The 25,682-nt window shown below is 41.2% G+C and carries 22 protein-coding genes; 11 read left to right on the forward strand and 11 right to left on the reverse strand.

Features of this window, described 5'->3' with window-relative positions:
- Nucleotides 1-64: 64 nt before the first annotated feature.
- Nucleotides 65-748, reverse strand: coding sequence for a 2,3-diphosphoglycerate-dependent phosphoglycerate mutase (locus tag QMF79_RS08905; protein WP_281773564.1), 684 nt, complete (start codon nt 746-748; stop codon nt 65-67).
- A 185-nt stretch (nt 749-933) separates the two neighbouring features.
- On the opposite strand from QMF79_RS08905, the gene envC reads away from it, so the two are divergent.
- The 4 genes from envC to cydD all read left to right on the forward strand — a co-directional run bounded on the left by envC (nt 934) and on the right by cydD (nt 9,772).
- Nucleotides 934-2,109, forward strand: a complete 1,176-nt coding sequence (envC, locus tag QMF79_RS08910; RefSeq protein ID WP_425591894.1) for a murein hydrolase activator EnvC — start codon at nt 934-936, stop codon at nt 2,107-2,109.
- Between the two features lie 157 nt (nt 2,110-2,266).
- Nucleotides 2,267-4,075 carry an autotransporter assembly complex protein TamA gene (tamA, locus tag QMF79_RS08915; RefSeq protein ID WP_281773565.1) on the forward strand — a complete coding sequence of 603 codons (1,809 nt, stop codon included), beginning with the start codon at nt 2,267-2,269 and terminating at the stop codon, nt 4,073-4,075.
- 1 nt (nt 4,076) lies between these two features.
- On the forward strand, nt 4,077-8,006 hold the full coding sequence (tamB, locus tag QMF79_RS08920; protein WP_281773566.1) for an autotransporter assembly complex protein TamB: 3,930 nt from the start codon (nt 4,077-4,079) through the stop codon (nt 8,004-8,006).
- Between the two features lie 29 nt (nt 8,007-8,035).
- On the forward strand, nt 8,036-9,772 hold the full coding sequence (gene cydD / locus QMF79_RS08925; RefSeq protein WP_281773567.1) for a heme ABC transporter permease/ATP-binding protein CydD: 1,737 nt from the start codon (nt 8,036-8,038) through the stop codon (nt 9,770-9,772).
- Between the two features lie 77 nt (nt 9,773-9,849).
- On the opposite strand, the gene rraB is transcribed toward cydD, so the two are convergent.
- Genes rraB through QMF79_RS08940 form a run of 3 tightly spaced genes read right to left on the reverse strand, consistent with a single transcriptional unit; the run spans nt 9,850 to nt 11,371 of the window.
- Nucleotides 9,850-10,287, reverse strand: a complete 438-nt coding sequence (gene rraB, locus QMF79_RS08930) for a ribonuclease E inhibitor RraB (protein WP_281773568.1) — start codon at nt 10,285-10,287, stop codon at nt 9,850-9,852.
- Between the two features lie 13 nt (nt 10,288-10,300).
- Nucleotides 10,301-10,930 carry a ribosome biogenesis GTP-binding protein YihA/YsxC gene (gene yihA, locus QMF79_RS08935; RefSeq protein ID WP_281773569.1) on the reverse strand — a complete coding sequence of 210 codons (630 nt, stop codon included), beginning with the start codon at nt 10,928-10,930 and terminating at the stop codon, nt 10,301-10,303.
- Between the two features lie 24 nt (nt 10,931-10,954).
- Complete coding sequence (locus QMF79_RS08940) at nt 10,955-11,371, reverse strand: DUF805 domain-containing protein (protein ID WP_040217248.1); 417 nt, start codon at nt 11,369-11,371, stop codon at nt 10,955-10,957.
- Between the two features lie 180 nt (nt 11,372-11,551).
- Between QMF79_RS08940 and ftsY the strand changes: the two genes are divergently transcribed.
- From ftsY to ftsX, 3 genes are read left to right on the forward strand one after another with little or no spacing between them, the layout of a single operon-like run.
- Complete coding sequence (gene ftsY, locus QMF79_RS08945; RefSeq protein ID WP_281773570.1) at nt 11,552-13,009, forward strand: signal recognition particle-docking protein FtsY; 1,458 nt, start codon at nt 11,552-11,554, stop codon at nt 13,007-13,009.
- Nucleotides 13,010-13,031: 22 nt separating this feature from the next.
- Nucleotides 13,032-13,688 (forward strand): cell division ATP-binding protein FtsE, encoded by a 657-nt coding sequence (ftsE, locus tag QMF79_RS08950; RefSeq protein WP_281773571.1) that lies wholly within the window; start codon nt 13,032-13,034, stop codon nt 13,686-13,688.
- A 15-nt stretch (nt 13,689-13,703) separates the two neighbouring features.
- Nucleotides 13,704-14,639 carry a permease-like cell division protein FtsX gene (gene ftsX / locus QMF79_RS08955; protein ID WP_281773572.1) on the forward strand — a complete coding sequence of 312 codons (936 nt, stop codon included), beginning with the start codon at nt 13,704-13,706 and terminating at the stop codon, nt 14,637-14,639.
- Nucleotides 14,640-14,708: 69 nt separating this feature from the next.
- Here the strand turns inward: ftsX and xthA are convergent, their stop codons facing one another.
- The 6 genes from xthA to QMF79_RS08985 all read right to left on the reverse strand — a co-directional run bounded on the left by xthA (nt 14,709) and on the right by QMF79_RS08985 (nt 21,738).
- Entirely contained in the window at nt 14,709-15,512 is an 804-nt protein-coding gene (gene xthA / locus QMF79_RS08960) for an exodeoxyribonuclease III (RefSeq protein ID WP_281773573.1), read from the reverse strand.
- Nucleotides 15,513-15,599: 87 nt separating this feature from the next.
- Nucleotides 15,600-16,973, reverse strand: coding sequence for a Na+/H+ antiporter family protein (locus QMF79_RS08965; RefSeq protein WP_281773574.1), 1,374 nt, complete (start codon nt 16,971-16,973; stop codon nt 15,600-15,602).
- A 51-nt stretch (nt 16,974-17,024) separates the two neighbouring features.
- Nucleotides 17,025-17,963: a tRNA 2-thiocytidine(32) synthetase TtcA gene (gene ttcA, locus QMF79_RS08970; RefSeq protein WP_281773575.1), complete on the reverse strand. Its 939-nt coding sequence runs from the start codon at nt 17,961-17,963 to the stop codon at nt 17,025-17,027.
- Between the two features lie 138 nt (nt 17,964-18,101).
- The gene (gene secA, locus QMF79_RS08975; protein WP_281773576.1) at nt 18,102-20,795 is read right to left on the reverse strand and encodes a preprotein translocase subunit SecA; all 2,694 of its coding nucleotides are present in this window, start codon (nt 20,793-20,795) and stop codon (nt 18,102-18,104) included.
- Nucleotides 20,796-20,936: 141 nt separating this feature from the next.
- Nucleotides 20,937-21,251: a secA translation cis-regulator SecM gene (secM, locus tag QMF79_RS08980; protein ID WP_281773577.1), complete on the reverse strand. Its 315-nt coding sequence runs from the start codon at nt 21,249-21,251 to the stop codon at nt 20,937-20,939.
- A 100-nt stretch (nt 21,252-21,351) separates the two neighbouring features.
- Nucleotides 21,352-21,738: a Cu(I)-responsive transcriptional regulator gene (locus tag QMF79_RS08985; protein WP_005706907.1), complete on the reverse strand. Its 387-nt coding sequence runs from the start codon at nt 21,736-21,738 to the stop codon at nt 21,352-21,354.
- A gap of 86 nt (nt 21,739-21,824) precedes the next feature.
- Between QMF79_RS08985 and QMF79_RS08990 the strand changes: the two genes are divergently transcribed.
- The 4 genes from QMF79_RS08990 to QMF79_RS09005 all read left to right on the forward strand — a co-directional run bounded on the left by QMF79_RS08990 (nt 21,825) and on the right by QMF79_RS09005 (nt 25,225).
- The gene (locus QMF79_RS08990; RefSeq protein WP_281773578.1) at nt 21,825-22,022 is read left to right on the forward strand and encodes a heavy-metal-associated domain-containing protein; all 198 of its coding nucleotides are present in this window, start codon (nt 21,825-21,827) and stop codon (nt 22,020-22,022) included.
- A 15-nt stretch (nt 22,023-22,037) separates the two neighbouring features.
- Nucleotides 22,038-24,206 carry a heavy metal translocating P-type ATPase gene (locus tag QMF79_RS08995; protein WP_281773579.1) on the forward strand — a complete coding sequence of 723 codons (2,169 nt, stop codon included), beginning with the start codon at nt 22,038-22,040 and terminating at the stop codon, nt 24,204-24,206.
- 82 nt (nt 24,207-24,288) lie between these two features.
- Nucleotides 24,289-24,897, forward strand: coding sequence for a 16S rRNA (guanine(966)-N(2))-methyltransferase RsmD (gene rsmD, locus QMF79_RS09000; protein ID WP_281773580.1), 609 nt, complete (start codon nt 24,289-24,291; stop codon nt 24,895-24,897).
- 16 nt (nt 24,898-24,913) lie between these two features.
- The gene (locus QMF79_RS09005) at nt 24,914-25,225 is read left to right on the forward strand and encodes an HI1450 family dsDNA-mimic protein (RefSeq protein ID WP_281773581.1); all 312 of its coding nucleotides are present in this window, start codon (nt 24,914-24,916) and stop codon (nt 25,223-25,225) included.
- A gap of 199 nt (nt 25,226-25,424) precedes the next feature.
- Here the strand turns inward: QMF79_RS09005 and nqrM are convergent, their stop codons facing one another.
- Nucleotides 25,425-25,673, reverse strand: a complete 249-nt coding sequence (gene nqrM / locus QMF79_RS09010; protein WP_005706910.1) for a (Na+)-NQR maturation NqrM — start codon at nt 25,671-25,673, stop codon at nt 25,425-25,427.
- Between the last annotated feature and the right edge of the window lie 9 nt (nt 25,674-25,682).

Genomic DNA, 25,682 nt, shown 5'->3' on the forward strand with positions numbered 1-25,682 from the left:
ATAGCCTAAAATAGGGTGAAAAAAAGCCTAGAATTTCCATTCTAGGCTCTCAATTCAAATTGGCTTATAGATAGAATTTCTCTACAAAGTTTAATTTGTCATCAAGTTTTAACACTAATGGCTGCCCCGTTGGGATTTCGAAATCCATAATTTCAGCATCAGAAATACCGATAATGTGTTTTGCTAATGCACGTAATGAGTTACCGTGAGCCGTTACAAGAACACGTTTACCAGATAATAATGCTGGTGCGATTTGGTCTTCCCAGAATGGCAAAACACGTTCCAATGTGATTTTTAAGTTTTCTGCGTTTGGAATCACATCTTTTGGTAAGTGTGCATAACGGCGGTCATTGTGTGCAGAATTTGGATCTTGCGGATCTAAGTCAGGAGGAGAGATGTCGTAAGAACGACGCCAGATGTGAACTTGCTCATCACCATATTGTTCCGCTGTTGCTTTTTTATCTAAGCCTTGTAATGCACCGTAGTGACGCTCGTTTAAACGCCAGTTTTTCACTTGAGGAATCCATAATTGGTTAGATTCTTCTAATACGATGTTACAAGTTTTGATTGCACGCGTTAATACAGAAGTGAATGCGATATCAAATTCGTAACCAGCGCCTAATAATTTTTTACCCGCTGCTTTTGCTTCTTCGATACCACGTTCTGTTAAATTAACATCACGCCAACCTGTAAATAAGTTTTTAGCATTCCACTCACTGAAACCGTGGCGAATAAATACTAATTCCATAGGAGCTCCTATTAAGTTGAGTTGATTATGAAAACGGGCTATTTATAGCAAAAAATCCTTGATTTTTAAAGGGTGAGCCACTTTCTTTTTGTAAAAGGGTATAAAAAGTCGTAGAAAAGCTGATTTTCCTCAAAAATTTCACTAAAATAGGCACTGTTTACATCTGCTCTCTTAAGGAATTTTTTGTGAAAATTCGCTATCTTTTCGTTCTTATATTTAGCTTATTTGGTTTAAATAGCCTAATTGCGATAAGCAACGCCAATCAACTTTCTGAAATCAATCAAAAAATTGAAAAACAGAAAAGTAAAATCAATGAAAGCCGCCAAAAACGTAATGCGTTGCAAGCCACACTTAAACAGCAAGAAGTGGAAATGGGGCAAGTCTTTACCAAGCTAAAAGATACTGAAAGTTCATTGGCGGATATTCGCGCTTCGATTAAACGTACAGAGCAAGAAATCAAACGGTTAGAACAGCAAGAAAAAGAGCAAAAAGAGCGATTAAAAGATCAGCTGGATTCTGCATACCGTTCGGGTATTCATCCCTCTGTGCTTGAGCGGTTGATGTCCGATTCTGCAAAAAATGCGGACAGAATGACCGCTTACTATGAGCATATCAATCAAGTTCGCATTGATTTAATTAATGATTTACGCCATACCCAAGAGGAACTAAAAGCGCGTCGCGATGAACTAAAAGGACAGCAGAAAGGACATCAAACACAGCTTTCGACCCAAAAGAAGCAAGAGCAAGACTTAAAAAAAGTGCAGCGGGAGCGTGAAAATACATTAAAGGCGATTGATAAAACGCTTGAAAAAGACCAAAGCCAATTAGAGGAATTGAAAGCAAACGCTGCTGCACTCCAAGAAAAATTAGTGGCAGCAACGCACCAAGCTGAAGAGCAAGAAAAACGCGATATTGCTCAGTTAGAAGCGAAGAAAAGCCGAGAAGAAAACCGCAAAGCAACTGAAAGTGAGAAACAGCAAGTACGAGCGGGCAGTGGTTTAGGTTCAAGCAAATATTCAATGCCAGTTTCTGGTAAAGTCGTGACTAAATTTGGTAATGGTTGGAATGGCATCGTGATTTCAGCCAGTGCAGGCACACCAATTCGGGCTATCGCAAGCGGGCGTGTTGTTACCACAGGCTGGTTACAAGGCTATGGCAATATGGTGGTTATCAGCCACGGTCGTGATGATTTATCTGTTTATGGTTACACGCAAAGCATTTTGGTAAAAGAAGGCGCACGCGTTTTAGCAGGTCAAACGATTGCAACCGTGGGGAACTCTGGCGGTCGAAGTAGCCCTGCGCTTTATTTCGGTATTACTCGAGCTGGTGTAGCGGTGAATCCGTTGAGATTGGTGAGATAGGTTTATCGCAGCCAGTATCACCCTAGGGCTTTTGCCCTAGGTTACGCATAAATCAGCCCCGATGGGGCTGGAATGATTACAATGATTGGTGTCCCATAGGGACACATTTATTACTAACCTAGGGCGTGTAGCCCTAGGTGATTTCCAAGGAAATAACGTGCATTTTAAACTTCGTTTTTTAACACTTTGTTGCCTGATGGCAATCTCTTCATTGAGCTATGCAGAAGAAATCGCAAAAGAGGAAGAAAATTCGACCGCTTCTGAGCCGTCGGAGAATAGCGAACAAGCTCAAGTTGATTTAGAGGTGAAAGGCATTGCAAGCAGAGATAAAGATGCTTGGGCAAACGTGCAGATTTTTTTATCGCAAATCGCTCCCGAATATGCCGATGGCTCGGAGCGCTACCAATATTTAGTCAAAAATGCAGTTGATAAAGGCTTGCGTGCCAAAGGTTTCTACAACACCAAATATCAGTTTGTACTAGAACCGCGTGAGGGCAAAAAGCCACTTTTAGTGTTGAATGTTGAGTTGGATAAAGAAACCGTCAAAATTGATGAAACGGATGTGCAAATTATTGGTGAGGCGAAAACCGATCCAGATTTTGAACAGCTGCTCACCACCGTGCCGAAAAAAGGGACGACTTTATATCATCGCGTTTATGATAATTTCAAAAGTAGCTTAGAAGGGCTTGCCTTCAAAAAAGGCTATTTTGATGGGCATTGGCTCTATCATCGTCTTGAGGTGTATCCAACCGAGCATTCCGCCGATTGGCGATTAGGTTACGACAGCGGTGAGCGTTATCGTTATGGAGAAATCCAATTTACCGACAACCAAATTCGTGAAGATTATTTGCGGAATATTCTTAAAATCCATACGGGCGAGCCATACAACGGAAATGATTTAACCACGCTGACTTCAGATTACACGTCTAGTAATTGGTTCTCTTCTGTGTTGGTTGAACCAAAGCTGAATGAAGCGCAGAAAACGGTGGATCTCAATGTGCTCTTTCAGCCACGTAAACGTAATGAGATGGAAGTCGGTTTAGGTTTTGCAACCTATGTGGGACCACGCTTGCAATTTAACTGGAAAAAGCCTTGGATTAACAGCCGTGGGCATAGTTTTGAATCCCGCACTTACATTTCTCGCCCTGAACAGACCGCAGAATTTGGTTATAACATTCCTGTGAGAGCGAATCCGATTCACTACTATTACCAAGTGTCTGGTGGGATTGAGCGTGAAGATCAACATGATACCAAATCAACCGCTGCAACTTTGGGCTTAATGCGATTTTGGACACGTGAGACAGGCTGGTCGTTTTCGACTGGCGTGAAAGTACGCTACGATTCCTTCACGCAAGCAAATATTTCTCATAAAACGTTGCTGATTTACCCAACGGCATCATTAAATCGCACCCGTTCAGATGGACGTCGTTTCCCATTGTGGGGCGATACGCAAAAATTAACGGTGAACTGGGGATCGAAAGATCTGACTTCAGATGTTAATTTTTATAGCTGGAAACTGTCTACCGCTTGGATTCGAACCTACTTTAAAAACCATCGTTTTGTATTGCGCGGCGAAGTGGGCAGTATTCACGCTAAAGAGTTTGAACGAATCCCGCCAGCATTACGCTATTTTGCGGGGGGCGATATGAGCGTGCGAGGCTTTGGCTACAAAGATATTTCACCACGCGATCCCAATAACGGAAAACGGCTCGGCGGCTCGCGTTTAGCCACAGGTTCGGTCGAATATCAATATCAAGTTTATCCAGATTGGTGGGCAGCCGCTTTTTATGATACGGGATTAGCGTCCGACAAATTCAACAGCAAAGATTTACACGCAGGGGCAGGCATTGGCGTGCGTTGGGTGTCACCTATTGGCTCCATCAAACTTGATGTCGCAACACCTGTAAAATCGCCAAGCAATGAAAAAGGCGTGCAAATTTATATCGGATTAGGTTCAGAACTTTAGTATGCAAGAACAAGAAATCACAGAAAAATTGAGCGAAACTGAAAAGCAATCTTCAGACATAAAACCAAAATGCAAAGTTAAATTTCTGCGTTGGGTGCTGTGCGGGATTCCGCTACTTTTGGTTGGCGGAATGGGCTATCTTGCCACTGGTTACGGGCAACGTTCGGTCATTCATTTGGCTGAACGCTTATTAGATGAGCTTTCCATTGAACAGGTTGAAGGTAGCTTACAAGAAGGGCTAACGCTGACCAACACCCAATACAACATGGCAGGCGTGGAGGTTTCTGCAGGCGTAGTACAGTTACATTTCGATTTTTCTTGCCTATGGAAATATGATGCTTGCCTTGAAAACTTGAGCTTAAAAGATACAATCGTTGCGATTGACACGAGCAAACTTCCGCCATCTCAACCTCAAGAAGAGAGCGAGCCTTTTACCGAACTTAATCTCCCGCTTGGGATTACTGCGAAAAAGATTGCGCTGGATAATATCAGCGTGAAAGTGGATGCGTTAGATATTCAACTTGATCATTTCCAGTCGGGCATTCAAGGTGAAGGGCGCTCTGTGACCCTTTTCCCCACCGAGTTAAATGGCTTGGCGATTTCGCTTGCCCCAATGAAAGCGGAGGATGCCGAGGCAAAACAAGCGGTTCAATCTGAAGAACAATCTGCAAAAGCGCCGATTGATTGGGCGGCTATTCAGCAAACGCTAAATTCGCCATTTTTAACCAAAAAACAACCGCTTGTTTTGCCGCTTGATTTCAATATTGAACAGCTGAATTTAGCCAATATCAATATCAGCCAAAAGCCATTAACCCCAGATGAGAAACCGAGCCAGATTTTTAATTTAGATCAGGCAACTTTAGCGGCAAAAGCGGATCACCAAACGGTTGAAATTAGCCGTTTAAATCTGAAAAGTCAGCAAGGCAATCTTTCCGCACAAGGGCAGCTGATGCTAAACGGGGATTACCCGCTTGATTTGCAATTGCACGCAGAAGGTTTGCAAAACTTCTCATCGGCAATTCCTGTGAATAATGCCGATATTGCACTTTCTGGTGATCTTTTCCAAAAAACGGCATTAAATGTAAAAACGATAGGGGCAATTCAAGCCGAATTAATAGGTGATATTGCGTTAACCACGGAGAAAAATCCGTTTAATCTTAGCCTAAAAAGCCCGTCGGCAAGCTATGCCATTACGCAAGATAAGAATGATCCGCTGAAATTAAATAATGTTGCGTTGAATTTACAAGGCGATATGAACCATTATCAGCTCACGCTTTCGGGCAATGCAAAAGGGATGAATATTCCTGCTTCTAGCGTGGATTTAAAAGGTAATGGCACGATTACCCATTTTGCAATTGATAGCCTAAATTTAACCGCTTTAGACGGCAAAGCTCAGCTTTCTGGCTTAGTGGATTGGCGTGATGGAATAGAATGGCAAAGCAAATTACAGCTCAATAATATCAACACAAAATCTCTCTCTCCAGATTGGGCTGCAGTGTTAAGTGGTGATCTTGAAAGTAAAGGTTATGCCGCTCGCGGGGAAGAGCACAATGAATGGGCGGTGGATGTGCCCAAAATAGACATCAAGGGGACACTTTCACAACGGACTTTACAGCTTCAAGGACAATTGAAGTCCGATCATCGAACCTTGCTGAACGTACCAAATGCGACCTTGATTTATGGTGAAAACCGCATCGCAATGCAAGGCGTATTGGGGGACAGTTCAAACTTTACCGCCAATCTAGACGCCCCGAATTTGCAAGGGTTAGTGCCACGTTTAAAAGCAGGCATCAAAGGTGATGTGACGCTTTCGGGTAAAGTGAGCGAGCCAAACTTAGATCTCGATCTAACAGCAAATAATGTAGCTTATGATGATCTTAATTTGCAACATTTAACAGCGAAAGGAAAAGTCACGACCGAGAAAACCATTCAAGGTGATGTTGCATTAACGCTGCAAAAATTTGCCTATGGCGAAATGAAAGTCGAAAAAGCGGATCTCAATGCGAAAGGTTCAGAAGCGCAACATAGCCTCACATTCAACGCAAAAGGCGACCCAATCTCGGCAAATTTGCAACTTTCTGGCAAATTTGACCGCTTGCAACAAGTGTGGAATGGGCAAATCAGCCAATTGGCAATTGAAAACCGAGAGCTCGGCAAATTTAGAACCAACCAAGCGGTAAATGTGAATTACAACAATCAGCAAATTAACGCCCAAGTGTCTCCTCATTGCTGGTTAAATTCGCACGCTGAACTCTGCTTCCCGCAAACTTTTAATGCGGGGCAAGAAGGGAAAATTCCGTTTGAGATCAAGCGATTAGATTTAGCGATGCTAAAAACCTATTTAGATAATAGCACGCAATTATCGGGCATTCTTTCGGCAAAAGGCGATGCAGCGTGGTTTAAAAACAGAGCACCGCAAGTAAATTTAGAGGTTAATTCACATCACTTAAAATTTACGCAAGCTTTATCGGAGGGCAAAACGTTCCCGATTACGGCAAGCCCACTTAAAATCAACGCTCGTTTGGCAGACAATAATTTAAATCTGAAAACAGACTTACGGATTGAAAATAACGGGCGATTAGCAACAGATTTAGTGATGAAAGACATTACTAAGTCACGAACATTATCTGGACAAATTGAAATTGATCAGCTTTCGCTTCGTTTAATCAAACCGTTATTAACGGGCGGAGAATCGGTTGATGGCAATATCAATGCAAAATTAACGATGGGCGGAAATGTGCTTGCACCACAATTACACGGGCAATTAGGTTTAAGCAATTTACGTGCGAAATCGGTTTCAATGCCGTTTGATATTACTGATGGGCGTTTAGCGATGCATTTCCATGGAGCGAGTTCTACCCTCTCGGGTGTGGTTCAAACGCCAGAGAGTGATCTGCATTTAGAGGGGGCTGCCGATTGGCGAAAATTAGACGCATGGCGAAGTACAATCAATGCCCGTGCGAATCGCTTTAAAGTGAGTATGCCAAATATTGGGACAGTGGAAGTAAGCCCGAATATTTCGGTTTCAGTCATGCCAAAAGAGCTTGAATTAGGCGGTAACATTGATATTCCGTGGGCAAGGATTGAGGTTGAAGAGTTGCCAGAAAGCGTGGTAAGCGTAAGTGATGACGAAGTGATTATGGATGGTTCTGTGAAGAAAAAAATCCCGCTGGCACAGCGTCAAATTCCACAAACTACGCCAAGCGGAATGGCGATTAAATCGAACATTAACATCCATATTGGCGATGATGTGAAACTCAATGCTTACGGCTTAAAAGCCAATGTAGATGGCACCATTGCGGTGCGCCAAGGCAAACAGGGTTTAGGGTTGTATGGTCAAGTAAATTTAACCGAAGGGCGATACGCATCATTTGGACAGGATTTAATTATCCGCAAAGGACAAATCAGCTTTGCGGGCTTGCCTTCTCAACCAAGTTTGAATATTGAAGCAATTCGCAATCCAGAAGCAATGGAAGATAGTTCAATTACCGCTGGTGTAAAAGTGGTTGGCTTGGCGGATAGCCCTGAAGTTAAAGTGTTCTCAGAGCCTGCGATGTCACAAAATAATGCGCTTTCTTATATCTTAACAGGGCGTTCGTTAGATAGTAGCGGTGATACCAGCTCGAGTAACTCAATGGCGGCAGCCTTGCTCGGTATGAGTTTGGCAAAAAGCAGCAAAACGGTCGGCAAAGTGGGCAGTGCTTTTGGCTTAAATGATTTAAGTGTAAGCACGGCAGGGATTGGCGATAATACGAAAGTGGAAGTGAGTGCGAGCCTCACGCCCAAATTTAGAGTGAAATATGGCGTAGGCATTTTTGCCCCTTTAACGGAGCTAACTTTACGCTATAATCTCGCCCCGAAATTGTATTTACAATGGGTTTCTAGCGTAAATCAAGCTGTCGATTTAATGTATCGTTTTGATTTTGATTAAAAATACGCCAAGCACTTACAGAGAAATAAATGAAAAAAGAACGACAAAAACTTCTACAAAAATGGCTACGTGAACAGCAGAAAACTGTGAAAAAATATCTGCTGCTCAATGTGCTCTTTGGCGCAATCAGCGCCTTGTTCATGATGGGACAGATGGTACTGATTGCCTTGATGTTACATAAAATCATTATTGAACATCAAACCGCAAGCCAATTTCTAGCTGAAATAGGATTATTATTCGGCTGCTTTACCGCCAGAGCGGTGTTGATTTGGTTGCGTGAGCGAATGGGCTTTAAAGCGGGGCAGACCTTGCGCTTGCATTTACGCCAGCAGATTATTCAAAAGCTGTTAGCGGTCGGACCTATGTCGCTCCAGCAAAAACCAACGGGCAGCTGGGCAAATTTGATGTTAGAGCAGGTCGAAAATCTGCATAATTTCTATGCTCGTTATCTGCCACAGCAGTTTTTATCGTTGATTGTGCCTATCTTAATCCTCTGCGTAGTCTTCCCAATTAACTGGGCGGCAGGTTTAATTTTATTTGCAACACTACCGCTGCTTCCGATTTTTATGGCATTGGCAGGAATTAAAGCGGTGGAAGCCAACCAACGCAATATTGGCGTACTCTCACGAATGAGTGGTCAATTTTTGGATAAACTTCGCGGATTAGAAACCATCCGTCTATTTGGGCAAGCAGAAAAGCAGACTGAGCAAATTTACCAAAGCACCGAAGAGTTCCGTTTAAGCACCATGGATGTGTTGAAAATGGCGTTTCTCTCTTCGGCTGTGCTTGAGTTTTTTACGGCAATTTCGATTGCAGTAATGGCGGTTTACTTTGGTTTTACCTTCTTAGGTGAGCTAGATTTTGGTGGTTATGGCGTTGCTGTAGGATTATTTACGGGCTTTTTCTGCTTGATGCTTGCACCAGAATTTTATCAGCCATTGCGTGAATTAGGCGTTTTCTACCATGATAAAGCTGCAGCGATTGCAGCAGCGGATAATATTGAAGCCTTTTTAAATGAAGAGGTGTTATCTTGCCAAACTTCGCAAAAAGATTTCAAAAATCAACCGCTTGTTATTCAAGCCAAAGATTGCGTGGTGCTTTCTCCACAAGGTAAACGCCTAACTCAACCACTCAATTTTGATATTTGCGAAAAACAGCATATCGCTTTAGTTGGGCAGAGTGGAGCAGGAAAAAGCTCATTGATGAATATGCTACTTGGTTTCTTGCCTTATGAAGGCTCAGTGACCATCAATGGCATTGAGCTACGTGAATTAAATTTAATCCAATGGCGAGAAAAGTTAGCTTGGGTAGGGCAAAACCCTCAGCTTATTCGTGGTTCATTAAAAGAAAATATTTTGCTTGGCAATTACGAAGTATCAGAACAAGCTCTTACACAAGCTCTTTTGCTTTCTAAAGCGGATGAGTTTGTTTACCGTTTAGGCTTGGAACATCAAGTGCAAGACAGCAATGCAGGCATTTCTGGAGGACAGGTTCAGCGTATTGCCATCGCTCGAGCGTTGCTAAGAAACTATGAACTATTGATGTTAGATGAGCCGACTGCCAGTTTAGATTTGCAATCTGAGCAACAAGTGCTACAAGCCTTGCACCATTTAAGCCAACAACACACAACACTGATGATCACTCATCGCATTGAAGATTTAGCGAGTTGCGATGAAATTTGGGTAATGAAAAGAGGACAGATTATCCAAAAAGGAAAATTTACAGAGATTAAATCTCAAGGAGATTTTGCGGAGTTATTAAGATAAGATGAAAAATAGAATAAATCTATAGTAAAACATATAAGAGCGGAGGTACGCTCCGCCCTTTATATTGCAATATAAAACTAATGACGCACAATCTCTTCTTCGTCAAAATCAAAATCTTCATCGTGCTCTTCAAAAAATTCGCCATCGTTGCCGTATTCATCGTCCTCACCATTCGGATCTTCAAAATACGTGCCCCAACCTTCATATTCTGCCCCTGCTTTTTCAATCAATGGGAGCAATTCTTTTTGCTGGGCGGTAATAAAATCCGCATTTAAGTTGATTTCACTCACAATATCACACACGAAGAAAACGTTGCCATCTTCTTCCACCTCTTCCGCTTCTGAAATTTCATAGCCAAGTTTGTAAGCATCCACCACCAATTTTTCGAGTTTATCAAAATTGTGGTGAGCCACGTGGTGTTCGATGATATAAAGGGCTTCAGGATCTGAGCCATCCGCTAATAAGTTCTTGATAATTTTATCGGTTTCTTGACGTAATTCGGTTAAGTTGTACATTTCAGTTCTCCTATTATGCTGCTGAAATTTCAAATGCTGGCGCAAACCAGCGGTCTAATTTGCTTGATAATTTGTCAATGCCGAGGCGTTTTAATGCGGAGTAAGCTTCTACTTGCACATCGCCTTGGAAAGGTAAAATCGCTTCACGCACCATTTTAACGGTTTTGCTACGTTCAGATTGACTGAGTTTATCAGCTTTGGTCAGCAACAATAACACTGGCAATTCTGCTGAAACCGCCCATTCGATCATCTGTTGGTCTAAATCTTTAAGCGGATGGCGGATGTCCATTAAAATCACGACACCACGCAAGCATTCACGTTTTTGTAAATATTCGCCCAATGCTTTTTGCCATTGAATTTTCATCTGCTCGGGCACAGCTGCATAGCCATAACCAGGCAAATCAACTAATTTACAGTTCGGTTCCACTTCAAAAAGGTTAATAAGTTGAGTTCGCCCTGGAGTTTTTGAGGTACGAGCCAAATTTTTTTGATTAGTTAATGCGTTAAGCGAGGTCGATTTCCCTGCGTTCGAACGCCCTGCAAAAGCAATTTCAATGCCACTATCTTCAGGTAAATAGCGAATATCTGGTGCAGAGGTTAAGAATTTGGTTTTGTGATAGTTTAATTTAATGTGTTCGGTCATACTTTCTGTTTCTAATATCAAAAGCTATTTTAATTTCAACGATAATCCTTGCTCACCATATTGGTTGCCTTGAGGAAAGCTGGCAAAAAAGCCCCATTCTAAAAAGACAATCGTGCCAATCAACATCGGCATCAACAAACCAAGCAACCACGCATTAGTTTCACCTGCAAGCGGGGCAATGAAGTAGCAAATCATTGGCACGGCTAAAATAAAGGCGTGTTTGCCAGAACGATTTCTGTCGTGTAAGCGTTTTACGGCAATGGAAAGAATACTATACAGGCTTCCCCCTAGCGGAAAAAGCATTATCGGGTTAAAAGCGGTTGAATAGGTGAAAAAATTTACCACGATAAATAAAAAAACAAAGTTGATGCCAATTCCTACCCAAAAGCCTTGCCGATTTAAACGTCCTTTAAAGCTAAACAAAAGTTGAAGTAAGCCCATTTTATTCCTAATGTTTATTATTCTTACTAAAAATGTAATCATTCACGGAGATGGTATTATAGCTTAATTGAGCATATTTCGGAAAATAGAAATATAAAATCAAGAAAGATTTTTCATACTCATAAAATCATTTTTTTGGTAAACTTAACGCACTTTTAGTATTTATTTTTGGAATAGATTATGTCGGAAAAGAAAAAAGGTTTTTGGTCTTGGTTGGGCTTCGGGAAAAAAGAAGAAATTACAGAACAAGTTTCGCAAGAGCAAACCATTGAAACAGATTCACAAAACATAGCAGAAAATGCACTGTTTGTAGAAGAAAAACACGAAATAGTAAGCGAATTTATTGAACAAAAATTAGATGAAGCAAAACACTTTGTTGAAGAAAAATTGGATGTTGCTGAGCATATTATTGAGGAGTTAGAAGAGAAAATCGAACAATCCTTCGAAGAAGAAAAAGAAGAGAGCGTAGCTATTATTGATACAGCTCATCACAATTCGAATGAGAATTTGCAAGCGGATGAAATTGCAGAAGACTTTGCCACAATGGCTGATTCTCTGCAAGCAAATGAAATCGTTGAGGAAGCTCAACTTGAAACAGAGGTTATTTCTGAATCAGAACAAGCAATCGAAATTTCTGAGGAAATTGCTGAAGAAGCGGAAAAAGTAAAAGAAGAAACCCAAGATGAATATCAAGAGAAACCTGCGAATAAAACAGGCTTTTTTAGTCGTTTAATTCAAGGGCTAATTAAAACCAAGCAGAATATTGGTTCAGGTTTCTTAAACTTTTTCCGCGGTAAAAAAATTGATGATGATCTGTTCGAAGAGTTGGAAGAGCAGCTTTTGATTGCGGATCTTGGTATGCCAACCACAACCAAAATCATCAATAACTTAACTCAACACGCAACCAAACAACAACTTAAAGATGCTGAATTACTTTATCAGCAATTAAAACTTGAGCTTGCCGATGTGCTAAAGCCAGTGGCTCAACCACTTGAAATTGATACAACTAAAAAACCATATGTGATTTTGATGGTTGGGGTGAATGGAGTAGGTAAAACAACTACAATCGGTAAATTAGCGAAAAAATTCCAAGATGAAGGTAAATCTGTGATGCTTGCTGCGGGTGATACATTCCGTGCTGCAGCGGTTGAACAGCTTCAAGTTTGGGGTGAACGTAACCATATTCCTGTGATTGCACAATCTAGTGGTTCTGATTCAGCTTCAGTGATTTTTGATGCGATGCAATCCGCTGCGGCAAGAAATATTGATGTATTGATTGCTGATACCGCAGGGCGTTTACAAAATAAAAATCACTTGATGGATGAGCTGAAAAAAATTGTACGTGTAATGAAAAAATATGATGAAACTGCTCCACACGAAATTATGCTCACCTTAGATGCAGGCACAGGTCAAAATGCGATTAGCCAAGCAAAACTCTTTAATGAAGCAGTGGGCTTGACAGGTATTACGCTTACTAAATTAGATGGCACAGCAAAAGGTGGCGTTATTTTTGCTATTGCGGATCAATTTAATATTCCAATTCGTTTTATTGGGGTGGGTGAGAAAATTGACGATTTGCGTCCGTTTAATTCAGAAGAGTTTATCGAAGCCCTGTTTAGTCACGAAGAAGAAAAGTAGTTGTATAATATAAGGCAAAACAATGATCAAATTTAGTAATGTCAATAAAGTCTATAAAGGAAATAAAGCGGCACTGCAAGGCATTAGCTTTCACATTCCAAAAGGCGGAATGGCGTATCTTACAGGGCATTCTGGTGCAGGGAAAAGTACGTTATTGAAACTAATTATGGGCATTGAACGTGCCAATGGCGGGAGTATTGAGTTTAATGGCTATGATATTACTCGCCTTGCCTCACACGAATTACCGTTTTTGCGTCGCAAAATTGGTATGGTGCACCAAGATTATCGCTTGCTAACAGATAGAAGCATTTTAGATAATGTGGCATTACCTTTAATTATTCAGGGAATGAACCAACAAATCGTCGAGCGCGAAGCAAGATTAGCGCTTGCTCGTGTGGGGTTAGCGGGTAAAGAAAACTACTTCCCGCATCATCTTTCTGGTGGGGAACAACAACGCGTAGACATTGCTCGTGCGATTGTGCATCGTCCAATTTTACTGCTTGCTGATGAACCAACGGGCAACTTAGATGAAAAACTTTCGTTTGAAATTTTCCGCCTGTTTGAAGAGTTTAATCAGCAAGGTACGACAGTGATTGTGGCAACTCACGACACTAATATCATTGCAAAACGCCCCAAACCTTGCCTTGTATTAGAACAAGGGCATCTACAAACGAATTAAACAAAAGGACTGAAAATGGCTTCTTTATTGAATACGCGATTAGGTGCACAAACTCGCTATATCTTGCGAGCAGTTTGGCAAGATTTAATGCAACGTAAGTTAGGCACGTTTTTAACCGTATTGGTGATTGCAGCATCGTTGACAATTCCAACCGTTAGCTATCTATTATGGAAAAATATCAACCACGCTTCGACAGAATTTTATCCTGAGCCTGAATTAACCATTTATCTCAACAAAAATCTGTCGGATAACGAAGCCAATATTGTCGTAGAAAAAATTCGTCAATTCGAAACCGATAAAATTGAACATCTGAATTTTATTTCACGCCAGCAGAGCTTAGAAGATTTCCAAACGTGGTCTGGTTTTGCCGAAGCCTTAGATATTATTGAGGATAATCCGCTTCCTGCTGTAGTGGTACTTAAACCGAAAAAAGCCTTTGCTAACAATGATGAAATGCTGGCACTTCGCAACGGTTTGCAAAATATCAAAGGCGTTCAAGAAGTGCGATTAGATAATGGTTGGCTAGAAAAATTAACCGCTTTAACTTGGCTTTTCGCGCGCATTGGCACACTTTGTACCTTATTGATGATGATTGCCGTCTTTTTAGTGATTGGCAATGTAGTTCGTACGGATGTGGCAAATAGCCGAGCTTCCATTGAAGTGCAGCAACTTTTAGGCGCAACCGATCACTTCATCGCCCGCCCATTTTTGTACAAAGGTATGATTTACGGTTTCCTAGGTAGCTTACTAGCAATCTTATTTAGCTCAGTTATTATTAGCTATTTAGTCGGTGTCGTAAAATATGTAACGGATATGTTCACCGTGAAATTTGAGCTAACTGGCTTAGATTTCAGTGAAATATTTTTCATTGTCGTGATGTGTATTTTTATTGGCTGGGTTGCGGCAAATATTGCCACGAATAAGCATATTATTACTTTAGGACAGAGATAATATATCTTGAATTATAAAAACAGGAGCATCGCTCCTGTTTTATTTTGTTTACTATGCCTAGTAAATAGATTACTTAAAAACAGCCCAAACAGGAGCATGATCAGAAGGTTTTTCCATCGCACGGATTTCTAAATCAATACCAGTTTCTACACAGTGTTCCGCTAATGGTTTTGATGCAAGCACTAAGTCAATACGTAAACCACGATTGTCATCAAAGCCTTTTGAGCGATAATCAAACCACGAGAATTTATCATCGGCTGCTGGATACATTGTTCGGAATGTATCTACTAATCCATAACCTTGTAAACGCTCTAACCATTCTCGCTCTTCTGGCAAGAAGGAACATTTTCCATCACGTAACCAACGTTTGCGATTTACTTCACCAATTCCAATGTCTAAATCTGTTGGGCTGATGTTCATATCGCCCATAATAACAATCGGATTTTCAGGTTTCAATTCGGTTTCTAGATAATTTTGCAAATCCGCATAGAAATTTTCTTTCGCTGGAAATTTAGTTTCATGCTTGCGATTTTCACCTTGTGGGAAATAGCCGTTTAACACAGTAAGCACGCCAAACTCAGTCTCAATATCAGCCATAATCATTCTTTTTTGTGCATCTTCGCTATCGGTTGGGAAACCTTTACGTACTATAAGCGGCTGTTTTTTGGTTAAAAGTGCCACACCGTAGTGTCCTTTTTGCCCATGGTGGAACACGTGGTAGCCTAAGTGATTGACTAACTCATAAGGGAAATCTTCGTCTGAAACTTTGATTTCTTGTAAGCCAATGACATCGGGTTGATGTTTTTCGATAATAGCTTCAAGTTGATGTGGTCTAGCACGTAAACCATTGATATTAAAAGAGATAAATTTCATAAATAGCCTTTTCGGAATATTTTTATATATTGAACGAAATAAAAGGGCGTGTGCAACACGCCCCAGTAAATGATTACATTATAATAATTACAACGTCATTGCCGCAATCCAACCAAACACTAACAACGGAATGTTAAAGTGTAAGAAAGTTGGTACAACTGAATCCCAAATATGGTCGTGTTTACCATCAGCATTTAAGCCTGATGTTGGACCAAGGGTAGAATCTGAAGCGGGTGAACCCGCATCGCCAAGTGCAGCAGCAACGCCAACGATAGACATCGTTGCAAGCGGTGAAAAACTGAAAGCCACACACAAAGGCACATAGATAGAGGTAATAATTGGCACGGTTGAGAATGATGAGCCAATACCCATAGTGATCAGCAAGCCAACAACTAGCATTAAGAATGCAGCGGTGCCTTTGCTATCAATTGAGCCACGTAAGCCTTCCACTAATTCAGCCACGCCACCCGTTGAGTTTACAACGCTTGCGTAACCAGATGCGGCAATCATTACAAAGCCAATCATCGCCATTAAACGTAAGCCATCTTGGAAAACATCGTTCGATTGTTTAAGTTTAAACACACCACCTAATGCGAAAATCACTAAACCGACTAAGCCGCCCATAATGGTTGAATTGGTCGCTAATTGCGTTGAACAGGTCGCGATAATCGCAATAACGCTTAACCAGATGTGGAATGGTTTTACGTGGGCGACACGTTCTGCAATGTCATCTGCATTTTTCTCTTGCACTTCCGCGTAAGTGCGAGGTTTGTGGTAAGAAACGAAGAATGCAAAGAGCAAGCCTAAAATCATACCAAGCACAGGGATAAACATCGCTTTGGTCATTTCCGCTGTGGTTGCCACTAAGCCAAATTGTGAACCCACATTATTAATGTTTTTAACCAAAATGCTTTCGATAAAGATTTGCCCGAAGCCTGCAGGAATTAACATATAAGTGGCAGTTAAACCGAAAGTTAAACCACAAGCCACTGCACGGCGGTCAATTTTCAGCTGGTTCATCACACCTAAAAGTGGCGGCACAACAATCGGAATGAACGCAATATGAATTGGGATCAAGTTTTGAGATGAGATCGCAAAGGCAGTTAATACCAATAAAATGATGTATTTAAACCAGAACACTGAGCGACCCGATGGACGTTTGCCAAAGTGTGAAATCACTTTGTAAGCCAATAAATCGGTTACACCAGAGCGAGATAACGCTACCGCAAATGCACCGAGTACCGCATAGTTCATCGCGGTTTCTGCTCCGCCGCCTAAACCACCAGTAAAGCTACCGATGGTCTTCTCTAATGCTTGGAAAAGCGTGGTATTATCGACACCATAATTGCCGATCTCCCCGCAGACCAAGGCCGCAATAATCAGTGAAACGACCACGTTAATTCGCATTAAACTTAATACGAGTAACGTAATGATCGAAATCACTACTTCGTTTGAAAACATAAGAAATCCTCTTAATTTGAGTTGTTTGCACTTTGCAAAATTTAATTAAAATTAAACCGCTTTAAATAGGATCAATCCTTCCTGTGCAAATTCGTGATCGTCTTCATCTAATCCTGCAACAACAGGAATTGCTGGTATTTCTTCCTTATCAAAAGCAAGGTCACCTTCTACGCCTTCAATCATTTGCCCGTGTTTAATATTTTTGAAATCAAACAAATTCGGGTCGCAAAGATGCGATGGGGTGACATTTTGTAAGGCACTGAACATCGTCTCAATTCGCCCAGGGTATTGGCGATCCCACGTTTGCAACATCTCTTTGATTACTTGGCGTTGCAGGTTTGGTTGCGAACCGCATAAGTTACACGGAATAATCGGGAATTGTTTCGCTTCCGCATATTTTTCGATGTCCTTTTCTTTGCAGTAAGCCAGCGGACGAATCACAATTTGCTTGCTATCATCGCTAATCAGCTTCGGTGGCATAGACTTTAATTTACCACCATAAAACATATTTAGGAAGAGGGTTTCGAGCATATCATCGCGATGATGCCCAAGTGCGATTTTGGTTGCCCCCAGTTCAGTGGCGGTACGATATAAAATCCCACGGCGTAAACGCGAGCAGAGTGAGCAAGTTGTTTTCCCCTCTGGAATTTTCTCTTTTACGATGCCGTAGGTATTTTCTTCCACAATTTTATATTCCACGCCAATGCTGGCTAAATATTCGGGCAAAATATGCTCTGGGAAACCAGGTTGTTTTTGGTCTAAATTCACCGCCACCACATCAAAATGGATTGGCGCGTTGAGTTTTAAATTAAGCAAAATATCTAAAAGCGTGTAGCTATCTTTCCCGCCCGAAAGGCAGACCATCACTTTATCGCCCTCTTCAATCATATTGAAATCGGCAATCGCATTGCCCACATTGCGACGTAAACGCTTTTGCAGTTTGTTAAGATTGTAGGCTTGTTTTTTTTCTTTGTCGGTTTGTGTTGTCATAAAATGAGTTTATAAAGTAATAAAAAAATGGCATTCAAATATAGAAACTATATAGAGTAAAAGAAATCCGAAATAATGAATGGGCGGGGATAAACCCCGCATCTCCAATATGAAAGCCAGTCTAGCTTCCGTTATTGCTTACGCATATTTTGCTTTGCTGCCGTGGCAATGTTTGTATTTTTTGCCTGAACCGCAAGGGCATGGATCGTTGCGACTAATATGTAAGTTCGCTAATTGCTCTTCAGTCAGGTTGTCCATATCTACTGCTTGTTCAGCCTCTGTTGCTTCTTGTGCTTGTTGAGCAGCTTGTTGCTCTGCAGCAACCTCTTCTTGACTACGCACTTGAATACGGCTTAATACACTGATGACGTTGGTTTTAAGCAGATCCAACATTTCAGTAAACATAGCAAACGACTCTTTTTTGTACTCGTTTTTCGGATCTTTCTGACCATAGCTGCGTAAGTGAATCCCCTTGCGGAGGTAATCCATCGCTGAAAGATGTTCTTTCCAAAGTTCATCAAGAGTTTGCAATACGATACCTTTTTCAAAGTTACGCATCACTTCTTCGCCCACAATCGTTTCTTTTGCTTTGTACTCTTCTTTCGCAATGTTCAGAATACGTTCACGTAAGGTTTCTTCGTGTAGATCTGGCTCATCTTCTAACCAATGTTGAATTGGTAATTTCATACCGAATTGGCGATCCAAACGCACTTCTAAGCCTTCAATATCCCACATTTCTTCGATAGATTGTGGAGGAACATACTGGCTAATGATTTGGTTAAACACATCATCACGGATGGTTTCAATCATTGGAGAAACGTTGTCCGTTTCAAGTAAGTAATTACGTTGTTCGTAGATTACTTTACGTTGCTCATTTGCCACATCATCGTATTGAAGCAAGTTTTTACGACCATCAAAGTTATGTGCTTCCACTTTCGCTTGTGCTGAAGCAATCACTTTAGTCAGTAATTTCGATTCCATCGCTTCGCCTTCCTCAGTAAAGGCTTTACGCATCATATTGAGCTTACCTTCGTTGAGGTAAATACGCATTAAAGGATCGTCCAATGATAAGTAGAAACGTGATGAACCTGGGTCACCTTGACGACCTGAACGACCACGCAACTGGTTGTCGATACGGCGTGATTCGTGGCGTTCTGTACCGATAATATGTAAACCACCCGCTGCCATTACGGTTTCATAGCGTTCTTTCCACGCCGCTTTGATTGCTTCGATTTGTTCTTCAGTTGGATTTTCCAGTTTTGCAACTTCCGCTTTCCAGTTACCGCCTAAAACGATATCCGTACCACGCCCCGCCATATTGGTTGCGATAGTTACCGCACCTGGCAAGCCCGCATCAGCGATAATTTCCGCTTCTTGTGCGTGGAATTTCGCATTCAATACGTTGTGTGCAATACCCGCTTTGTTAAGTAAGTCAGAAAGCACTTCTGATTTTTCAACCGATGCCGTACCCACCAATACAGGCTGATTACGTGCAATACAATCTTTAATATCCTTAATGACTGCTGCGAATTTTTCAGGTTCGCTCTTGAACATTAAGTCTGTATGGTCTTTACGCAAGATTGGTTTATTGGTTGGAATCACCACTGTGTTTAAGCCATAAATTTGTTGGAATTCAAAGGCTTCTGTATCTGCTGTACCAGTCATCCCCGCTAATTTTTCATATAAACGGAAATAGTTTTGGTAAGTGATAGAGGCAACAGTTTGGTTTTCGCCTTGAATGTTTACGTGCTCTTTCGCCTCAATCGCTTGGTGCAAGCCATCAGACCAACGACGACCTGCCATCGTACGACCTGTGTGTTCGTCAATAATCACGATTTCGCCATTTTCAACGATATAATCCACGTCTTTTTCAAACAATTTGTGTGCACGTAATGCTGCATAGGTGTGATGTAACAACGCAATGCGAGCTGGCTGGTAAAGGCTTTCGCCCTCTTGCATTAAGCCCATTTGCGTTAAAATGTTTTCCACTTTCACCATACCGCGTTCGGTTAAGTGTGCTTGTTTGTTTTTCAGATCAAGGGTGTAATCGCCCTCGCCTGTGTACTCATCACTATCTTCTTTATCTTGGAAAGTAAGGTGTGGAATCACTTGGTCAATCGCTTGATAAATTTGAGTAGCATCTTCTGCTGGACCTGAAATAATCAATGGTGTACGTGCTTCATCAATCAAGATTGAGTCCACTTCATCAACTAATGCATAGTGCAATTCACGTTGGAAACGTTCATTTTTATCGTGGGCGAGGTTGTCGCGTAAGTAGTCGAAACCTAATTCACTGTTGGTTGAATAAGTAATGTCAGCCTTGTAAGCTTCGCGTTTATCCGCTGGCAACATACCAGGTACGTTCACGGCAACGCTAATTCCTAAGAATTCAAATAATGGGCGGTTAGTTTCTGCATCGCGTCGTGCTAAGTAATCATTCACGGTCACCACGTGCACGCCTTTGCCTGTTAATGCATTTAAATAGCAAGGTAAAGTTGCCGTTAAGGTTTTACCTTCACCTGTACGCATCTCTGAGATATTGCGGTCGGTCAGTACCATACCACCAATTAATTGCACATCAAAGTGACGCATTCCCATCACACGCTTACTCGCTTCACGCACGGTTGCGAACGCTTCTGGCAAAATCGCTTGTAAGGTTTCGCCTGCACTTAAACGCTCTTTAAACTCAGTGGTTTTCGCTTGTAATTGCTCATCTGAAAGTTGCTCAAAGGCTGGTTCTAATTTGTTGATTTTTGCAACAGTTTTGCGCAAGCGTTTTAATGTACGATCGTTACTTGAACCGAAAACTGCGGTTAATACTCTTGAAATCATTGTTTATCCTATTTTTTATTTTATATAGTTTCATCGTAGGGACGGGGTTTATCCCCGTCCAAAATCTATGTGATTTATCGGGAGGGGATAAACCCTCCCCTACTTAACATTCTTGTTAAACGTTAAATATAGTTAAAAATCTTAAGAGATAAACAATGCAGGTCCTGCTCGAATCGGATGATTTAAATCACCATCAAAATGGAAGGCTTTTGCAAAAAATGGGGTAATTTCGACCGCTTGCACTTCGTTTGCGCTGCATTCTGGTTTGATTTCTGCCAGAAATAAGTGTTGCTCTTGCTCTACTTCTGCGGTAATAGATTGAACAAGCGGTTGATTTAGAATGGTCTGTTCACTTTCAGGGCAAGGCTGAATTTCAGGCAATGAAAAAATCGCAAGGATTCCTAAAAGGAACTGCGATAATAACGGTTTGCGGTGAAAGTGGTTAAATAAGCTCATTAAAAATACCTAAAAAAATCAGGCGTTATTATATGTTAATTTGCCCAGAAAGGCTAAGTTAATGCGGTCAAGTTATGTAAATTCAAGTTAATTTTAGCGGTTATTTGTGCAATCCGCTTAAAATGGCACATTCTGGATTGTCATTTCCACAACAAGTTTTGTTCCAACCTTTCAATAACGTCAGCATCTGCTGTAAATCTTGGATTTTCTGTTCCAACGCTAAAATATGTTGCTCGGTAAGCTGTTTTACTTCGCGACTGGTACGATGCGGGTCATCATTTAATGCTAATAAATGTGTGATTTGAGCTAATGAAAACCCCACCTTACGGGCGTTGCAAATAAAATGCAATCGTTCCAAATCGGCTTCGGTATAAATACGATAGCCTGATTCACTTCGACAAGCTCTCGGTAATAAGCCCGCTTTTTCATAATCACGAATTTGTTTGGCGGAAAGCCCCGTTTTTTTCGATGCTTGGCTAATATTCATTTTTCTTCTTGACTTTAACCTATGGTTAAGGTTTAGCATATACCCGATCTTTTGATTTGTCATTCACTATTTAACAGGAGTTTATTATGGCTATCATCTTAAAATTAGACGGTTTACATTGTGGAAACTGCGTGAAAAGCGTAGAAAAAGCCTTGCGTGAAATTGCAGGTGTGGAAAGCGTGAATGTTTCTCTCGAACCACAACAAGCGGTTGTTGAAGGAAATTCCGATCCAAAAGCATTAATTGATGCAGTAGATGAAATCGGATTTGAGGCGAATTTGTAATTAAGGAGGGAGGCAATGTCTAACTCAGAAACCCAACTTTTAATCAGCGGTATGCACTGTGCCGCTTGTGTTCGCCGTGTGGAAAAAGCTCTTAACAAAGTTGAAGGAGTGAATTTTGCCTCAGTCAATCTTGCCGACCAAACCGCCTTCGTAGAAGGCTATGCCGATTCGCAAGCGATGATTCAAGCGGTCGAAAAAATCGGCTTTGGTGCAGAAATGTTGGAAAGTGAAGAAGAACGTCGTACTAAACAACAAGCACAAACCAAAGCCATTTTAAGTCATAAAAAATGGCAGTTTGCTTTGGCATTAATTGTCGGCTTTGGATTAATGACTGTGGGAATGTTTATCGGCATGGTGGTCACTGAACGCAATCATCTTACTTGGTTTACGCTTGCCTTTGTTAGTCTTGCGACAATGTATTTTTCAGGTAAAGATTTCTTTATAGGTGCGTGGAAAAGCTTGCAAAGCCGTGCAGCAAATATGGACACGCTCGTTGCGGTTAGCACAGGTGTCGCATGGTTTTATTCGTTCGGCTTGTTGCTTTTCTCTCAAGTACATGCCCACGTCTATTTTGAAGCCAGTGTGATGATTTTAGGCTTTATCAACCTAGGTAAATTTTTAGAGCTGAAAGCAAAACAACGCTCTTCGCTTGCCCTTGAGAAATTGCTTGATTTAGCCCCAAAACAAGCGGTTATTTTTGAAGAGAACGTTGCAAAAACCATTCCAGTTAAAGGTATTAAGCCTGATATGTTAGTACAAGTCTTAACGGGCGATCGCTTGGCGGTAGACGGTATCTTAACCGACGGTATTATTTGGGTAGATGAATCAATGCTCACGGGCGAAGCCTTGCCTGTTGAGAAAAAAGTGGGTGATAAAGTCCATGCAGGGACGCTTATTCAAGATGGCTCAGGCATTTACAAAGCAGAGCAAGTGGGCTCTCAAACCTCATTGGCTCGCGTGATTAATGCCGTTCGCCACGCACAAAGCAGCAAACCACCATTAGCTCATTTAGTCGATAAAATCGCTTCTGTTTTTGTGCCTGTCGTCGTTACGATTGCGTTAATCGCTGCCTTGATTTGGTTGGCTCTTGGCAAAGACTTTGCCTTTGCGTTATCTGTCTTTACTACGGTACTTATTATCGCTTGCCCTTGTGCTCTTGGTTTGGCGATTCCGCTGTCTACCATCGCAGGCGTTGCACGTGCAGCAGAAATGGGCGTATTAGTCAAAAATATTGATGCTTTGCAAGCCAGCAGTGAAATCGATACGCTCGTGTTTGATAAAACAGGAACTCTTACCACTGGTGAGATGACTGTCACCCAATTTACTGCCTTACAAGGCAATGAGAGTGAGCTTTTGGGATTAGCCAAAAGTTTGGAACAACAGGCTTCCCACCCAATTGCTAAAGCCATTGTGCGATTTGCCGAACAAGCAGAAAACCTTGAAATCAGCAATATCAATGTGGTGAAAGGCTTAGGTATTGCGGGTGAATGGAATGGTCAAATGGTCAAAATGGGAAATTTAGCGTTCTTAGAACTTGATGAGCGGTTGATTTCTTCACTTAATTTGCAAGCCCATAATGGTTCAACTCAAATTTATTTAAGCGTGAACAACCAGCTCGCAGCAGTCTTCACACTTGCGGATGAATTGCGAGTGGAAAGTAAAGCAGTCATAGCCAAATTTCAGTCGGAAGGCTACCAATGCTATATGCTCACAGGCGATAGAAAATCGACAGCCGATTATTTCGCCAAAGAGTTAGGCTTAAATGGTGTAATTGCAGATGTCTTGCCAGAGCAAAAAGCAGAGAAAATTCAGCAATTGCAACAGCAAGGTAAAATCGTAGCGATGGTCGGCGATGGCATTAATGATGCTCCTGCCCTTGCCCAAGCTCACGTAGGGATTGTGATGCACTTAGGTTCTGATATTGCGATTGAAACCGCCGATCTTTCACTTTTACGATCAGGACTTGAACCAATTGCAGAAATTCTACCGTTCTCAAAACATGTACTTCGCAATATGAAACAGAGCCTGACAGGGGCATTTTTCTACAATGTTATTGCTATTCCTATTGCTGCAGGCGTGCTTTATCCTTTTATAGGAACTTTGCTCAATCCAATGATTGCCGCTATTGCGATGATGATGTCATCTATAACGGTGGTGTTAAATAGCCAACGGTTGTTGAGATAGTTCATAAAAGGTCTAGTTGAGAAACTAGACCTTTCTACGTTCTCTAGGCTAAAATAAACCTCTTTTTACTTTCAATTTTATTATGCGAAAAACACCAAATTCAAAACCGCAAAAACAAACCTCAAAAGCAATGGGCGAAGTGCGTGTGATTGCTGGCTTATGGCGTGGTCGGAAATTACCCGTGCTCAATGCGGAGGGGTTACGCCCGACAACCGACCGAGTAAAGGAAACGTTATTTAACTGGTTGATGATTGATGTGGCGAATGCTCGATGCTTAGATTGCTTTGCGGGCAGTGGTTCGCTTGGGATTGAAGCCCTTTCTCGTCAAGCACAAGCGGTCGTTTTTTTAGAAAAATTTGCTAATGCTGCTCAGCAATTAAAGAAAAATTTAGCCAGTTTAAAAACGGATAAAGGCACAGTGATTAACACCGATACGCTCACTTATTTATCGCAAAAAAACAGTACTGAGCCTTTCGAGATTATTTTTATTGATCCGCCATTCCATCACAATTTTGTCCCACAAGTATTGACTTTGCTCCAGCAAAATAATTGGTTGGCAGAAAATGCGTTAATTTATGTAGAAACCGAGAAAAATCATCCGCCTCTATTATTAGCGAAGAATTGGCAAGTTATTAAAGAAAAATCGGCAGGAATGGTAACAAGCCGTTTAATTCAAGTAAATTCTATTTAAACCTAAAGAGAACCTTATGAAAAGATTAACTCCAGATGAGGCAATTGATATTGCTTACGATATTTTCCTTGAAATGGTAGGAGAAAATTTAGATCCTGCCGATATTTTATTATTTAATCTGCAATTTGAAGATCGCGGTGCGGTGGAAATGGTAGAAACTGCCGATAATTGGGATGAAGAAATTGGTACACTCATCGATCCTGATGCTTTCGCAGAAGTATGGGTTGGCTTGGTCAATGACCAAGATGAAATGGATGATGTATTTGCGAAATTCTTGATTTCTCACGAAGAAGAAAACCGAGAATATCACGTTGTGTGGAAAGAATAATCGTTAATACCGTATATAAAACTAACTTAATTTTTCATATTAACAGGAATGCTCTCCTATTAGGGGAGCATTCCTGCATAAGAAATATAAAGAAAAAGGCATAGTAGACAAAAAAGTTTCTAATCTGTTAAAAACTATGCCAATAACGAGCAAATTCACAGTAACGAAATAGCTATGATTTACTCTAGATGAATAATACCTATTTTACTTCATAAAACTGCGGTTCATTTTTATTAAAACGAGCCACTTCTTCTGGATCTGCAGTACCATCCGCAATTTTTGCTTTTAAGTTATCGCAAGGCTCTTCACAGTCGCACATTTTTTTCATACCTAAGGCTGTAATGCCTCCACAGCTACCTTTGATAGTTTTACCTTTAATAATAAAGCCGATAGACATAGCAAAAATCACGGCAATGAAAAAGCCGAAAGTAATTAAAAGGGTTTCCATTATTCACTC

It is taken from the genome of Pseudohaemophilus parahaemolyticus (assembly GCF_938021905.1).
GTDB classification, from domain to species: domain Bacteria; phylum Pseudomonadota; class Gammaproteobacteria; order Enterobacterales; family Pasteurellaceae; genus Haemophilus_A; species Haemophilus_A parahaemolyticus_B.

Excerpts from the sequence above, each read along its gene's own strand:
- ftsY (WP_281773570.1), top strand. The coding sequence starts at position 11,552 with ATGTCGGAAAAGAAAAAAGGTTTTTGGTCTTGGTTGGGCTTCGGGAAA.
- tamB (WP_281773566.1), top strand. The coding sequence starts at position 4,077 with ATGCAAGAACAAGAAATCACAGAAAAATTGAGCGAAACTGAAAAGCAA.
- ftsE (WP_281773571.1), top strand. The coding sequence starts at position 13,032 with ATGATCAAATTTAGTAATGTCAATAAAGTCTATAAAGGAAATAAAGCG.
- xthA (WP_281773573.1), bottom strand. The coding sequence starts at position 15,512 with ATGAAATTTATCTCTTTTAATATCAATGGTTTACGTGCTAGACCACAT.
- yihA (WP_281773569.1), bottom strand. The coding sequence starts at position 10,930 with ATGACCGAACACATTAAATTAAACTATCACAAAACCAAATTCTTAACC.
- nqrM (WP_005706910.1), bottom strand. The coding sequence starts at position 25,673 with ATGGAAACCCTTTTAATTACTTTCGGCTTTTTCATTGCCGTGATTTTT.
- secA (WP_281773576.1), bottom strand. The coding sequence starts at position 20,795 with ATGATTTCAAGAGTATTAACCGCAGTTTTCGGTTCAAGTAACGATCGT.
- secM (WP_281773577.1), bottom strand. The coding sequence starts at position 21,251 with ATGAGCTTATTTAACCACTTTCACCGCAAACCGTTATTATCGCAGTTC.
- QMF79_RS08905 (WP_281773564.1), bottom strand. The coding sequence starts at position 748 with ATGGAATTAGTATTTATTCGCCACGGTTTCAGTGAGTGGAATGCTAAA.
- ttcA (WP_281773575.1), bottom strand. The coding sequence starts at position 17,963 with ATGACAACACAAACCGACAAAGAAAAAAAACAAGCCTACAATCTTAAC.
- cydD (WP_281773567.1), top strand. The coding sequence starts at position 8,036 with ATGAAAAAAGAACGACAAAAACTTCTACAAAAATGGCTACGTGAACAG.
- rsmD (WP_281773580.1), top strand. The coding sequence starts at position 24,289 with ATGCGAAAAACACCAAATTCAAAACCGCAAAAACAAACCTCAAAAGCA.
- QMF79_RS08940 (WP_040217248.1), bottom strand. The coding sequence starts at position 11,371 with ATGGGCTTACTTCAACTTTTGTTTAGCTTTAAAGGACGTTTAAATCGG.
- QMF79_RS08965 (WP_281773574.1), bottom strand. The coding sequence starts at position 16,973 with ATGTTTTCAAACGAAGTAGTGATTTCGATCATTACGTTACTCGTATTA.
- ftsX (WP_281773572.1), top strand. The coding sequence starts at position 13,704 with ATGGCTTCTTTATTGAATACGCGATTAGGTGCACAAACTCGCTATATC.
- QMF79_RS08985 (WP_005706907.1), bottom strand. The coding sequence starts at position 21,738 with ATGAATATTAGCCAAGCATCGAAAAAAACGGGGCTTTCCGCCAAACAA.
- QMF79_RS08995 (WP_281773579.1), top strand. The coding sequence starts at position 22,038 with ATGTCTAACTCAGAAACCCAACTTTTAATCAGCGGTATGCACTGTGCC.
- QMF79_RS08990 (WP_281773578.1), top strand. The coding sequence starts at position 21,825 with ATGGCTATCATCTTAAAATTAGACGGTTTACATTGTGGAAACTGCGTG.
- rraB (WP_281773568.1), bottom strand. The coding sequence starts at position 10,287 with ATGTACAACTTAACCGAATTACGTCAAGAAACCGATAAAATTATCAAG.
- QMF79_RS09005 (WP_281773581.1), top strand. The coding sequence starts at position 24,914 with ATGAAAAGATTAACTCCAGATGAGGCAATTGATATTGCTTACGATATT.